The 13601-nt window shown below is 65.2% G+C and carries 11 protein-coding genes and 1 pseudogene; 10 read left to right on the forward strand and 2 right to left on the reverse strand.

What is annotated here, in order from left to right:
• Positions 1 to 22: 22 nt before the first annotated feature.
• Entirely contained in the window at positions 23 to 955 is a 933-nt protein-coding gene (locus ACK56M_RS07820) for an ABC transporter ATP-binding protein (RefSeq protein WP_013971560.1), read from the forward strand.
• Positions 952 to 1731 (forward strand): ABC transporter permease, encoded by a 780-nt coding sequence (locus ACK56M_RS07825; RefSeq protein ID WP_015269397.1) that lies wholly within the window; start codon positions 952 to 954, stop codon positions 1729 to 1731. Before ACK56M_RS07820 ends, ACK56M_RS07825 begins: the two co-directional genes overlap by 4 nt.
• Positions 1732 to 1740: 9 nt before the next feature.
• On the opposite strand, the pseudogene ACK56M_RS07830 reads toward ACK56M_RS07825, so the two are convergent.
• Positions 1741 to 2247: pseudogene (locus ACK56M_RS07830) on the reverse strand (DUF2062 domain-containing protein); the annotation flags it as partial.
• Positions 2248 to 2389: 142 nt separating this feature from the next.
• Here ACK56M_RS07830 and ACK56M_RS07835 point away from each other — a divergent pair.
• From ACK56M_RS07835 to murB, 8 genes are all read left to right on the forward strand, one after another.
• Positions 2390 to 4603 carry a DNA internalization-related competence protein ComEC/Rec2 gene (locus tag ACK56M_RS07835; protein ID WP_411959352.1) on the forward strand — a complete coding sequence of 738 codons (2214 nt, stop codon included), beginning with the start codon at positions 2390 to 2392 and terminating at the stop codon, positions 4601 to 4603.
• A 408-nt stretch (positions 4604 to 5011) separates the two neighbouring features.
• Positions 5012 to 5647, forward strand: coding sequence for a MotA/TolQ/ExbB proton channel family protein (locus tag ACK56M_RS07840; protein ID WP_015269400.1), 636 nt, complete (start codon positions 5012 to 5014; stop codon positions 5645 to 5647).
• Positions 5644 to 6078: an ExbD/TolR family protein gene (locus ACK56M_RS07845; RefSeq protein ID WP_013971564.1), complete on the forward strand. Its 435-nt coding sequence runs from the start codon at positions 5644 to 5646 to the stop codon at positions 6076 to 6078. The genes ACK56M_RS07840 and ACK56M_RS07845 overlap by 4 nt, the downstream gene beginning before the upstream one ends.
• Positions 6078 to 7079, forward strand: a complete 1002-nt coding sequence (gene lpxK / locus ACK56M_RS07850) for a tetraacyldisaccharide 4'-kinase (protein ID WP_015269401.1) — start codon at positions 6078 to 6080, stop codon at positions 7077 to 7079. The genes ACK56M_RS07845 and lpxK overlap by 1 nt, the downstream gene beginning before the upstream one ends.
• Positions 7080 to 7123: 44 nt before the next feature.
• Complete coding sequence (locus tag ACK56M_RS07855) at positions 7124 to 7309, forward strand: Trm112 family protein (protein ID WP_011532874.1); 186 nt, start codon at positions 7124 to 7126, stop codon at positions 7307 to 7309.
• Positions 7306 to 8070, forward strand: a complete 765-nt coding sequence (gene kdsB, locus ACK56M_RS07860; RefSeq protein ID WP_015269402.1) for a 3-deoxy-manno-octulosonate cytidylyltransferase — start codon at positions 7306 to 7308, stop codon at positions 8068 to 8070. The genes ACK56M_RS07855 and kdsB overlap by 4 nt, the downstream gene beginning before the upstream one ends.
• Positions 8070 to 8534 (forward strand): low molecular weight protein-tyrosine-phosphatase, encoded by a 465-nt coding sequence (locus ACK56M_RS07865; protein WP_003259973.1) that lies wholly within the window; start codon positions 8070 to 8072, stop codon positions 8532 to 8534. Before kdsB ends, ACK56M_RS07865 begins: the two co-directional genes overlap by 1 nt.
• Complete coding sequence (gene murB, locus ACK56M_RS07870) at positions 8531 to 9550, forward strand: UDP-N-acetylmuramate dehydrogenase (protein WP_411959353.1); 1020 nt, start codon at positions 8531 to 8533, stop codon at positions 9548 to 9550. Before ACK56M_RS07865 ends, murB begins: the two co-directional genes overlap by 4 nt.
• Positions 9551 to 9735: 185 nt before the next feature.
• On the opposite strand, the gene rne is transcribed toward murB, so the two are convergent.
• Positions 9736 to 12987 (reverse strand): ribonuclease E, encoded by a 3252-nt coding sequence (gene rne / locus ACK56M_RS07875; RefSeq protein ID WP_411959354.1) that lies wholly within the window; start codon positions 12985 to 12987, stop codon positions 9736 to 9738.
• Between the last annotated feature and the right edge of the window lie 614 nt (positions 12988 to 13601).

A 13601-nucleotide genomic window follows, 5' to 3' on the forward strand; every position in this document is an offset into this window, starting at 1 on the left:
TTTTCTCGGTAAGTGACCCGCTATGAGTTCCGCCCTGTCCATCCGACAGCTGACCAAGACCTACGGCAACGGCTTCCAGGCCCTCAAGGGCATCGATCTGGATGTTGCCGAAGGCGACTTCTTCGCCTTGCTCGGCCCCAACGGCGCGGGCAAGTCCACCACCATCGGCATCCTCTCCACCCTGGTGAACAAGACCAGCGGCACGGTCAACGTGTTCGGCCACGACCTGGACCGCGAGCCGTCGGCGCTCAAACGCTGCCTGGGCGTGGTGCCGCAGGAGTTCAACTTCAACCAGTTCGAGAAAACCTTCGACATTGTCGTGACCCAGGCCGGTTACTACGGCATCCCGCCCAAGGTGGCCAAGGAGCGTGCCGAGCAGTACCTGACCCAGCTCGGCCTGTGGGACAAGCGTGACGTGCAGTCGCGTTCGCTGTCGGGGGGCATGAAGCGCCGCCTGATGATTGCCCGCGCGCTGATCCACGAACCGCGCCTGCTGATTCTCGACGAGCCCACCGCCGGTGTGGACATCGAACTGCGTCGTTCGATGTGGAGCTTCCTCACCGAGCTGAACCAGAAGGGCATCACCATCATCCTCACCACCCACTATCTGGAAGAGGCCGAGCAGCTGTGCCGTAACATCGGCATCATCGACCACGGCACCATCGTCGAGAACACCAGCATGCGCCAGTTGCTGGGCAAGCTGCATGTCGAAACCTTCGTGCTCGACCTCAGGCAGGACCTGGCCACTGCACCGGTGCTGCAGGGCTACCCGTGCCGGTTGCTGACCCCGCACACCCTGGAAGTGCAGGTGGACAAGGACATCGGCATCACTGCGCTGTTCGGCCAGCTGGCGCTGCAGAACATCGAGGTGCAGAGCCTGCGCAACAAGACCAACCGACTCGAGGAGCTGTTCGTGTCCCTGGTGGAAAAAAACCTGTCGAAGGTGGCCGTATGAGTGTGGAACTGCGCACCAACTGGGTCGCCCTGAATACCATCGTCTACCGCGAAGTGCGGCGCTTCCTGCGTATCTGGCCGCAGACCCTGCTGCCGCCAGCGATCACCATGGTTCTGTACTTCGTCATCTTCGGTAACCTGATCGGTCGGCAGATCGGCGACATGGGTGGCTTCAGCTACATGGAGTACATCGTGCCGGGGTTGATCATGATGTCGGTGATCACCAACTCCTACGGCAACGTGGTGTCGAGCTTCTTCGGCAGCAAGTTCCAGCGTTCTATCGAGGAGTTGATGGTGTCGCCGGTTTCGCCACACACCATCCTCGTCGGTTATGTGCTGGGTGGCGTGCTGCGCGGCTTGGCGGTGGGCGTGATCGTGACCTTCCTGTCGCTGTTCTTCACCCATTTGCAGGTGCACCACCTAGGCGTGACCGTGGTCGTGGTACTGCTGACCGCAACCATTTTCTCGCTGCTGGGCTTCGTCAACGCGGTGTTCGCACGCAACTTCGACGATATCTCGATCATCCCGACCTTCGTGCTGACGCCGCTGACGTACCTGGGCGGGGTGTTCTATTCGATCAACCTGCTGCCGCCGTTCTGGCAGACCGTGTCGTTGGCCAACCCGGTGCTGCACATGGTCAACTCGTTCCGCTACGGCATCCTAGGGGTGTCGGATATCAGCATTGGTACGGCGATTACCTTCATGCTGGTCGCCACCGCGGTGCTCTACCTGGTGTGCGTTCGCCTGCTGGTCAGCGGCCGCGGCATGCGTGCCTGAAGCCTTGCACCGGCATTGGCGCAGACGCCACTGCCGGCCCACCCACCAGCGCCAGTAGAGCATGGTGGTGAAGTAGCCAAGGATGCCCAGCACCACACCACACACTACCGAGCCGAGCAGGAAAGGTTGCCACAACGTCGACAGCTGGTCGGTTATCCACTGGAAAGTCAGCTCGTCGGGCAGGGTGCGCGGCGGTACCTGCATCAGCCAGGCGCCGGTCATGTAGGTGACGAAGAACACCGGTGGCATGGTCAGCGGGTTGGTCAGCCAAACCAGGCTGACCGCGATCGGCAGGTTGCCGCGCAGTGGAATGGCCAGCGCGGCAGCCAGCAGCATTTGCGCCGGCATCGGGATCAGCGCCGCGAACAGGCCAACGCCCATGGCCCTCGCCACCGAATGGCGGTTCAGGTGCCAGAGGTTCGGGTCATGCAGCAACTTGCCGAAAAAGCGTAAGGACTTGTGTTCCCGAATACTGGTCGGGTCCGGCATGTAGCGTTTGAAAAGTCGGCGCGGCATGTAGGCTCCCGGAGCGTTGATCCGGGCAGTATGCCCTGATTCCCGCTCAGCCTCGTTTAGAGTTTGTGACAATTGTTGAGCAAGCGCTGCCGGCAATTGGGCTATGCCTCAGAAGGTGATTTCGCTTCTGGAGCTCTACTTCATGCGCACAGGGATGTTTGCGCTCGCGCTCGGGCTGTTGTGCCTGGGCTTTCTCCCCGGATTGCCATCGGTCGGATGGCTGGTGCTGCTGGCTGTAGCCGGTGGCATCGGCCTGTTTACCCGGCTGTGGCCACTGGGCTGTTTTCTGTTGGGCCTGTGTTGGGCCTGCTGGTCTGCGCAGCAGGCGCTGGATGACCGCCTGGCAACCGGGCTGGATGGCCGCACCTTGTGGCTTGAGGGCCGGGTGGTCGGCCTGCCGACCCGGACTGCGCAGGGTGTGCGCTTCGAGCTGGACGCGGCCCGCTCGCGGCGGGCAGAGCTGCCGCAGCGCCTGCAACTGAGCTGGTTCGACGGCCCGCCGCTGCGCGCGGGCGAGCAGTGGCGGCTGGCGGTGACCTTGCAGCGCCCGGCCGGGCTGCTCAACCCGCATGGACCGGACCGTGAGGCGCAATTGCTGGCGCGGCGGGTCGGTGCGACCGGTACGGTCAAGGCCGGGCAGTTGCTGGCGCCGGTTGTCGGCGGCTGGCGCGACACGCTGCGCCAGCGCCTGCTGGCAGTCGAGGCCAATGGCCGGCAGACAGCGTTGGTGGCGCTGGTGCTTGGCGACGGGGCGGGCCTGGCCCGGGAGGACTGGCAAACGTTGCAGGCCACCGGCACGGTGCACTTGCTGGTGATCTCTGGCCAGCACATCGGCCTGGTTGCCGGCTTGCTGTATGGCCTGGTTGCCGGGCTGGCGCGTTGGGGGCTGTGGCCCGCTCGGTTGCCGTGGCTGCCCTGGGCGTGTGGCTTGGCCATGGCTGCGGCACTGGCCTACGGTTGGTTGGCTGGTGGCGGTGTACCGGTGCAGCGTGCCTGCCTGATGCTGGCCGTGGTGTTGCTCTGGCGCCTGCGTTTTCGCCAACTGGGTGCGACCTTACCGTTGTTGCTGGCGCTGATTGCCGTACTGTTGGTGGAGCCGTTGGCCGCGCTGCTGCCCGGGTTCTGGCTGTCGTTCGCGGCCGTGGCCACGCTTGTCTATTGCTTCAGTGCCCGCCTGGGCAGCTGGCGGCCCTGGCAGGCCTGGACGCGGGCGCAATGGGTGATTGCGATCGGCTTGCTGCCGGTACTGCTGGCTACGGGCTTGCCGGTGAGCTTGAGTGCGCCGCTGGCCAACCTTGTTGCGGTGCCCTGGGTCAGCCTGGCCGTGCTGCCATTGGCATTGCTGGGCACTTTGCTGCTGCCGTTGGGCGGGGTAGGGGAGGCACTGCTCTGGCTGGCGGGAGGTTTGCTCGATGTGCTCTTCCGGCTGCTGGAGTTGGTGGCGCAACAGCAGTCGGCGTGGCTGCCAGCAGTTCTGCCGTTGTGGGCCTGGCTGCTGGTGTGCCTGGGTACGTTGCTGGTTTTGATGCCCCGTGGCGTACCACTGCGCGGGTTGGGTGGCGTAATGCTGCTGGCGCTGTGGGTACCCCGGGAGACGGTGCCGTTCGGCCAGGTCGAGGTCTGGCAGCTGGACGTCGGCCAGGGGCTGGCGGTGCTGTTGCGCACTCGGCATCACAACCTGCTGTACGACGCCGGGCCGGCCAGGGGCCAGAGCGACCTGGGCGAGCGGGTGGTGTTGCCGACCTTGCGCAAGCTGGGGGTGGGCAGCCTGGACCTGATGCTGGTCAGCCACGCCCATGCCGACCACGCCGGTGGTGCTGGCGCAATCATGCGTGGCCTGCCGGTCGAACGGGTGATCGGCGGCGAATTGCTGGATGACCTGCAACTGCAACCTTGCGTAAGTGGCGAGCAGTGGATGTGGGATGGCGTGCGCTTTTCGATGTGGCGCTGGGCCGATGGGCAGAGCAGCAATGACCGCTCCTGTGTGTTGTTGGTCGAGGCGCAGGGTGAGCGGTTGTTGCTGGCGGGAGACATGGAGGCCGGTGCCGAACGGGCCTGGCTGGCGGCCACGGAAGCACCGCGGATCGACTGGTTGCAGTCGCCGCATCACGGCAGCCGCAGTTCGTCCAGCGAGGCCTTCATCCGCGCCACGGCGCCGCGCGGGGTACTGATTTCGCGGGGGCGCAACAACAGCTTCGGGCACCCGCATGCGCAGGTGGTCGAACGTTATCGGCGGCATGGGGTGGTGATGCATGACACGGCGGAGCAGGGGGCGTTGCGGTTGGTGCTGGGGAGGCTGGGGGAGGTGGAGGGTGTGCGGGGGCAGAGGCGGTTTTGGCGGGTTCGGGTGCAGTGAGGTGTAGTGGCTTGCAGGTGCTTGCCGTTACATTTTCAGCGCCTGTGGGATTGAGCGCCGCCCGCGCGGCGCTTCGCAGCGCAAGGCTGCTCCTACATCTGTTTCGGGCCAATTATTCCTCAGGCAAAGGCGCGCGGCCCCTTGGCGTCCACCTCGATATCGGGCCGGACAAACAAGGCGGTCGCGCGCATTGGCACAGGCGTTACTGGCCCGAAACAGATGTAGGAGCAGCCTTGCGCTGCGAAGCGCCGCGCGGGCGGCGCTCGATCTCGCAGGCGCTGCAACTGTCATGGCGACCCCACCCCCCACCCCTCACCCCCCACACAACCCAATTCCCTGACCTCCGGCAGATGAGCCCCCGGCGCGCCTATGGTAGAGTGGCGGCCTTTTTCCGAAGGGGCGTTTACTGTGTGGGAATTGGTCAAGTCCGGTGGTTGGATGATGCTGCCGATCATTCTGAGCTCCATCGCTGCCATGGCTATCGTCGTCGAGCGCCTGTGGACCCTGCGCGCCAGCCGCGTCACCCCGCCGCACCTGCTGGGTCAGGTGTGGATGTGGATCAAGGACAAGCAACTGACCAGTGACAAGCTCAAGGCCCTGCGCGCCGATTCGCCACTGGGCGAAATCCTTGCCGCCGGTCTGGCCAACTCGCGCCATGGCCGCGAAATCATGAAGGAATGCATCGAGGAGGCCGCTTCGCGCGTCATCCACGAACTGGAACGCTACATCAGCACCCTCGGCACCATCGCCGCCATGGCTCCGCTGTTGGGCCTGCTGGGCACCGTGCTGGGCATGATCGACATCTTCAGCGCCTTCATGGGCTCGCAGATGACCGCCAACGCCGCGGTGTTGGCCGGTGGTATCTCCAAAGCCCTGGTCACCACCGCGGCCGGCCTGATGGTTGGTATCCCGGCGGTGTTCTTCCACCGCTTCCTGCAGCGCCGCATCGATGAGTTGGTGGTGGGCATGGAGCAGGAAGCGATCAAGCTGGTGGAGGTGATCCAGGGCGACCGCGAAGTGGAAGTGGCCGGAGGCAAGGTGTGAAGTTCCGGCGCAATCGCCAGCGGGAGAACGTCGACATCAACCTGGCGTCGCTGATCGACGTGGTGTTCGTCCTGCTGCTGTTCTTCGTGGTCACCACCACCTTCACCCGCGAGACCCAGCTGCGCGTCGAGCTGCCTGAAGCTGCCAGCGCCGAGCCGGCGGCGCCCGACCAGGGCAAGCTGGTGGAAATCACCATCAGCGCCGAAGGCGTGTACTCGGTGAACAACCACTTGCTGCCAAAGAGCGACCTGGCCACCCTGAGCGAAGCGATCGAGCGTGAGTCGGGCGGCGACAACAAGCTGCCGCTGGCCATCAGCGCCGACGGCAAGACCCCGCACCAGGCCGTGGTCACTGCGATGGATGCCGCCGGCAAGCTCGGTTTCAGCCAGTTGCGCATGACCACTGTCGAGGCGGCCCAGGGCACACCTTGATGGCCTTCGCCGACCGTCTGCTCGCCGCCTGGTACGCCGGGCACCCGGCCCTGGCGCTGCTGCGCCCGCTGGAGGCGCTGTATCGCCGCGTGGTCACGCGCAAGCGGGCGCGTTTTCTCAGTGGCGAAAGTGCCAGCTACCGGGCCCCGGTGCCGGTCATCGTGGTGGGTAACATTACCGTGGGTGGTACCGGCAAGACGCCGATGATCCTCTGGCTGATCGAGCACTGCCGCAAGCAGGGGTTGAAAGTGGGCGTGGTCAGCCGTGGCTATGGCGCCAAGCCGCCGCAGCTACCCTGGCGCGTGCAGCCCGATCAGGCGGCCGGGCAGGCCGGCGATGAACCGCTGCTGATCGTGCAGCGCACCGGCGTGCCGCTGATGATCGACCCCGACCGCTCCCGGGCCGTGCAGGCATTGCTGGCCAGCGAACCCCTCGACCTGATCCTGTGTGACGACGGCATGCAGCACTATCGCCTGGCGCGCGACCTGGAGCTGGTGCTGATCGATGCCGCACGCGGCCTGGGCAATGGCCGCTGCCTGCCGGCGGGGCCACTGCGTGAGCCCGCCGAGCGCCTGCACGAGGCTGACGCAGTGCTGTTCAACGGCGCCAGCGCAGACCGCGCCGATGGTTTCGGCTTCCGCCTGCAGCCGTCCGCCCTGGTCAACCTGCGCAGTGGCGAGCGCCGTGCGCTTGACCATTTCCCCGCAGGCCAGCGCCTGCACGCGGTGGCCGGTATCGGCAACCCGCAACGTTTCTTCAATACCCTGCTGGGGCTAAACTGGCAGCCGGTGCCGCATCCCTTTGCCGACCATGCGCAGTTCAGCGCCCAGAGCCTGGCCTTCAGCCCGCCGCTGCCGCTGGTCATGACCGAGAAGGATGCGGTGAAATGCCGGGCCTTCGCCGCTGACGACTGGTGGTACCTGGCCGTCGAGGCGCAGCCCACGCCGGCTTTCAGCGCCTGGTTCGACAACCAGTTGCAACGCTTGCTGCGCAAGCCCTGAGCCCTTTTTCAATTCCCGGCCACCTGGCCTAAAGGAAGCCTCAAATGGACACCAAACTGCTCGATATCCTGGCCTGCCCGATCACCAAGGGCCCGCTCAAGCTCAGTGCCGACAAGACCGAGCTGATCAGCAAGGGGGCTGGCCTGGCCTACCCGATCCGCGACGGCATCCCGGTCATGCTGGAAAGCGAGGCACGCACCCTGACCGATGAAGAGCGTCTGGACAAATGAGCCTGGATTTCACCGTGGTGATCCCCGCCCGGCTGCGCTCCACGCGCCTGCCGGGCAAGCCATTGCTGTCGATCGCCGGCAAGCCGATGGTGCAGCATGTGTGGGAACAGGCCCGCAAGAGCGGCGCCAGCCGCGTGGTCATCGCCACCGACGACGCCAGCATCGTAGAGGCCTGCAAGGCCTTCGGCGCCGAAGTGCTGCTGACCCGTGCCGACCATGAGTCCGGCACCGACCGCCTGGCCGAAGTGGCCGTACACCTAGGCCTGTCTGCCGATGCCATCGTGGTCAATGTACAGGGCGACGAGCCGCTGATCCCGCCGGTGATCATCGACCAGGTGGCAGCCAACCTGGCGGCGCATCCGGAAGCCGGCATCGCCACCCTGGCCGAACCGATCCATGAGCCGGAAACGGTGTTCAACCCCAATGCGGTCAAGGTGGTCAGCGACAAGAACGGCCTGGCCCTGACCTTCAGCCGTGCGCCGCTGCCCTGGGCTCGCGATGCTTTTGCCAAGGATCGCAACCTGTTGCCAGAAGGCGTGCCATATCGCCGCCACATTGGCATGTACGCCTACCGCGTCGGCTTCCTGCAGGACTTCGTCAGTTGGGGCCCATGCTGGCTCGAGCAGACCGAAGCGCTGGAGCAGCTGCGTGCCCTGTGGCATGGCGTGCGCATCCACGTCGAAGACGCCATCGAGGCGCCTGCCGTGGGCGTGGATACCCCTGAAGATCTGGAGCGCGTACGGCGCTTGCTGGAGGCCTGATGCGCGTCCTGTTCGTCTGCCTCGGCAATATCTGTCGCTCGCCCACCGCCGAAGGCGTGCTGCGCCATCAATTGCAGGCTGCCGGGCTTGCAGACCGGGTGCATGTGGCCTCGGCCGGCACCGGCGACTGGCACGTCGGCAAGGCGCCCGACAGCCGCACCTGCAAGGCAGCGCTGGCGCGTGGTTATGACCTGTCGCAGCAGCGTGCCCAGCAGGTCAAGGCGGCGCATTTTGCCGAATATGACCTGATCCTGGCCATGGACGAGAGCAACCTTGGCCACTTGCGTGCGATGCGCCCGCACACGGCAGTGGGGGAGCTCGACCTGTTCCTGCGCCGTTATGGCGCAGCGCTGGATGAAGTGCCGGACCCGTACTACGGTGGCGCCGACGGCTTCGAGCAGGTGCTCGACCTGGTTGAAGCGGCGTGCCAGGCGCTGGTCCTGGAAATCAAGGGGCGGCTATGACAGTGCAGTGGCAGGAGCAGGTATCGCTCAAGCCGTACAACACCTATGGCATCGACGTGAAGGCGCGGTATTTCACCCAGGCACATGATGACCAGGAGGTGCGCCTGGCGCTGGGCCAGGCACAGCAAGGCGGCGTGCCGGTGCTGGTGATTGGCGGTGGCAGCAACTTGCTGCTCACCCGCGATATCGATGCGCTGGTGCTGCATATGGCCAGCCGTGGTCGGCGCGTGCTCGGCGACGATGGCGAACGTATCGTGGTCGAGGCCGAGGCCGGTGAGCCGTGGCACCCGTTCGTGCAGTGGACACTGGCGCAGGGCTATTGCGGGCTGGAGAACCTCAGCCTGATCCCCGGCACCGTGGGCGCCGCGCCGATGCAGAACGTGGGCGCCTATGGCGTGGAGATCAAGGACGTATTTGTCGGCTTGACCGCCCTGGACCGCGAGACCGGCGAGTTGCGTGACTTCGGCCTGGCTGAATGTGCCTTCGGGTATCGCGACAGCCTGTTCAAGCGCAACCCTGGGCGTTGGTTGATCCTGCGTGTGCGCTTTGCCTTGAGCCGTACGCTACAGGCTCACCTGGACTACGGCCCGGTGCGCCAGCGCCTGGCGGAGCAGGGCGTGACCGAACCGACCGCGCAGGCGATCAGCGAGGCGATCTGCAGCATTCGTCGCGAGAAGCTCCCAGACCCGGCAGAGCTGGGTAATGCCGGGAGCTTCTTCAAGAACCCGGTGGTCTCGGCGGAACTGGTCGAGCGTATTCGTGCGCAGTACCCGGGGGTAGTGGCTTATCCCCAAGCCGATGGCCAGGTGAAGCTGGCGGCAGGCTGGTTGATTGAGCAGGCAGGCTGGAAGGGCCACCGCGAGGGGGATGCCGGGGTGCATCGTTTGCAGTCGCTGGTGCTGGTCAACTACGGCCAGGCGAGCGGGGCGCAGATGCATGCACTGGCGCGCCGGATCCAGGCCGATATCCTCGAGCGGTTCGGGGTCGAGCTGGAGATGGAGCCTAACCTCTACTGATTCAGTGCCTGGGCTGGCCCTTTCGCGGCTGAAGCCGCTCCCACAGGGACGTCATAGGGCCTGAGGGTGGTGGGGGCCTGTGGGAGCGGGTTTACCCGCGAAGAGGCCGGTACAGGAAAAACGCCCAGCCAAGAAAAAGCCCCGCCAGTTCGCACTGGCGGGGCTTTTTCATTCAGCCTTGGCTATCAACCGTGATGAGGCTTTTGCTCATCGCTGGCTTCCAGGGCTGGCTCCTCGGCAGCAGCAGCTTCCTGCGCGGCCTTGGCTGCAGCCTCGGCCTCACGCTTGCGGCGACGCACTTCACGCGGGTCGTTCGGCGCACGGCCGTTGGCCAGCATGACAGTGGCAGGTTCCACCACCGCAGGGGCTTCGACCGGTGCAGGCTCGACGGCCACTGGTGCAGGCTCGGCCACCACTTCTGGCTGGGCTTCGACAACCGGGGCAGGTTGCTCGGCGACCGGAGCGGCTTCGACCACGGTCGGGGCCTGCTCGATTTCACCGGCTTCGACGGCAGGCGCTTCGACCGGTGCTTCGGCAACCACTACCGGTTCGGCAGCAGGTGCTTCGTCGACCACTGGCTGCGGAGTGACTTCGACCACTGGCTCGGCAGTTGCCTCGACCACGGCCACAGGCTCGCTGACCGGCTGCTCGACCACAGGAGCCACAGCCACTTGTTCAGCCTCGGCAGCAGCTTCTACCTGCTCGAACTTCTCAGCCTGCTCGACCGGCTGGGCGACTTCGGCGGTGGCAAGCTCGGCCTGCTGGTTGGCCTGGGCTTCGGCGTCGGCACTGATGTTGCTGCTGGCGACAGCGGCAGTCACGGCCAGGCCGGCGGCCAGTTCGGCACCCAGCTCGGTGGCCTGGTGCTGTTGTGGCTGCTCTTCGCTGCCTTCTTCCTCGCTGCCATCGATCAGCTCGCCGTTGGCGTTGCGCTGACGCTCACGACGGTTGCTGCGACGACGCTGGCCACGGGAACGGCGGCGCGGGCGCTCGCCATCGGTGCCTTCCTGTTCGTCCTGCAGCAGTTCTTCGTTCGGCAGTTGCTCTTCGGCCAGCTCGGCAGCCTGCTCGGCGGCTTCTTCGGCTACGCGTGGCTGACGCTCTTCGCGTGGTGGGCGAAGGGCACGTTCTTCGCGTGTAGCACGTTCTTCACGAGGTGCACGTTCTTCACGAGGAGCACGTTCTTCACGAGGTGCACGCTCTTCACGAGGAGCACGTTCTTCGCGAGGTGCGCGTTCTTCACGTGGAGCACGTTCTTCACGAGGTGCGCGTTCCTCGCGAGGTGCACGCTCTTCACGTGGGGCACGTTCTTCACGGGCTACACGTTCCTCGCGCGGCTGACGTTCTTCACGCTCGGCAGGGGTGGCGTCCAGTGGCTCACGCAGTTCGCGCACACGCTCTTCGCCACGATTGCCACGGCGGTCTTCGCGTGGCTGGCGTGGGGCACGTTCTTCACGCGGTGCACGCTCTTCACGCGGTGCACGCTCTTCGCGTGGGGCGCGTTCTTCACGTGGTGCACGCTCTTCGCGCGGGGCACGTTCTTCACGAGGTGCGCGCTCGGCACGCTCTTCACGCGGCTTGCGCTCTTCGTCGCGACGGCCGTTGCGGTTGCGGCTCTGCTGACGGCCGTTGCGGCGTTCTTCGTTGCGTGGGCTGCGCTCGGCGGCCGGCTTCTCGGCGGCAGTGACAACCGGCGCTGCGGCAGGCTCTTCCTTGCCGGCGAACAGGCTTACCAGCGACTTCACCAGGCCCTTGAACAGGCTTGGCTCCGGAGCGACCTGGGCAGGGGCGACCGTTGCGGCAGGCTGCGGTTCTTCGACAGTGGCCGGTACCGGCGCGTTGGCGCGGGCCGGGGCGGTCTTGACTGCGGCTTCCTGGCGAACCAGGGTGCGGGTGGTGGTCGGCTGCGGCGCTTCTTCGGCTTCGGCGGCGGCGATCTCGTAGCTGGACTGGTTGCTCAGCACTTCCGGATTGTCGTCGCGCAGGCGCTGGACTTCGAAGTGAGGGGTTTCCAGGTGATCGTTCGGCAGGATGATGATGCGCGCACGGGTGCGCAGTTCGATCTTGGTGATCGAGTTGCGCTTCTCGTTGAGCAGGAAGGCAGCCACCGGGATCGGCACCTGGGCGCGAACTTCGGCGGTGCGGTCCTTCAGGGCTTCTTCTTCGATCAGGCGCAGGATGGCCAGCGACAGCGATTCGACGTCACGGATGATGCCGGTGCCGGAGCAGCGTGGGCAGACGATGCCGCTGCTTTCGCCCAGCGAAGGGCGCAGGCGCTGACGGGACATTTCCAGCAGGCCGAAGCGCGAGATGCGGCCGACCTGGACGCGGGCGCGGTCGGCTTCCAGGCACTCGCGAACACGTTCTTCGACGGCGCGCTGGTTTTTCGCCGGGGTCATGTCGATGAAGTCGATGACGATCAGGCCACCGATGTCACGCAGGCGCAGCTGGCGGGCGATTTCCTCGGCCGCTTCCAGGTTGGTCTGCAGGGCGGTTTCTTCGATGTCGCTGCCTTTGGTGGCGCGCGCCGAGTTGATGTCGATCGACACCAGGGCTTCGGTCGGGTCGATCACGATCGAACCGCCGGACGGCAGGTCGACCACGCGCTGGAAGGCGGTCTCGATCTGGCTTTCGATCTGGAAGCGGTTGAACAGCGGCACGCTGTCTTCGTACAGCTTGACCTTGCTGGCGTACTGCGGCATGACCTGGCGGATGAAGGTCAGGGCTTCTTCCTGGGCATCGATGCTGTCGATCAGCACTTCGCCGATGTCCTGGCGCAGGTAGTCGCGGATGGCGCGGATGATGACGTTGCTTTCCTGGTAGATCAGGAATGGCGCGGCGCGGTCCTGGGACGCTTCCTTGATGGCGGTCCACAGTTGCAGCAGGTAGTCGAGGTCCCACTGCATTTCTTCGCTGCTGCGGCCAAGGCCGGCAGTGCGCACGATCAGGCCCATGTCGCCCGGCACGGTCAGGCCGTTCAGGGCTTCACGCAGTTCGTTGCGCTCTTCGCCTTCGATGCGGCGGGAAATGCCACCGGCACGCGGGTTGTTCGGCATCAGCACCAGGTAGCGGCCGGCCAGGCTGATGAAGGTGGTGAGGGCGGCGCCTTTGTTGCCACGCTCTTCCTTCTCGACCTGGACGATGACTTCCTGGCCTTCGCTCAGCACTTCCTTGATGTTGACCCGCCCTTCGGGGGCTTTCTTGAAGTATTCGCGGGAGATTTCTTTCAGCGGCAGGAAGCCGTGACGTTCGGAGCCGAAGTCGACGAAGGCGGCTTCGAGGCTGGGTTCGATGCGGGTGATCTTGCCTTTGTAGATGTTGGCCTTTTTCTGCTCGCGCGCGCCGGACTCGATGTCCAGGTCGTAGAGACGTTGGCCGTCCACCAGGGCTACACGCAACTCTTCGGGTTGAGTCGCGTTAATCAGCATTCTTTTCATGTTGTACCGTCGGTTTCCGGGCTGCCGGAAACGGCGTTCGGCACACACGACGTCTCATGGTCGGTGCCAAGGTGCGCAAAGGGTGGCCGGGCCACCCCCGTGTCGAGCGACGTTCGGCACCAGCCGGTTGCCCAGCCTGCCGTTGTCGCGACGACGCGTCCTGTTTGCTGCGGTGCCAACAAGGCCCCGGTGGCTTCGAATTGGAATCCGAATCAACCAAGCGGGCCTTGTGCACTCAGTCAGGAGGAGGAATCAACCGTCAGCCGTGGACGCCCGGGGGCATCTGTTCAGGACCTTATCCGCTCGCCAGCCGCTCAGTGGGCTGGTGGCCGGACGCGGTGCTACACGGTCCGAGGGCTGTGCATCTCCACCCTGCACGTATCCCTGATAATTCGGGTGCTGCCGCGCGCTGAATCCGCAACGGGTTGCATTTTTCGCCAGCGCAGGTACTGCGCTGGCGCCATTCATGTCCAAGGCAGGTATTTCCGAAGCATTCGCCGGGCGTTGCGTGGAAGCGACGGGGCGGGCAGAGGTGCAGCGAAAAGAATCGGGTAAGCAGGTGAAACACCGCACTTGTCGTTTTTTTTCGGTCTTCTCTACACAGCGCTGGTGGC

Source organism: Pseudomonas sp. s4 (assembly GCF_046764235.1).
In the GTDB taxonomy this organism is placed as follows: domain Bacteria; phylum Pseudomonadota; class Gammaproteobacteria; order Pseudomonadales; family Pseudomonadaceae; genus Aquipseudomonas; species Aquipseudomonas asiatica.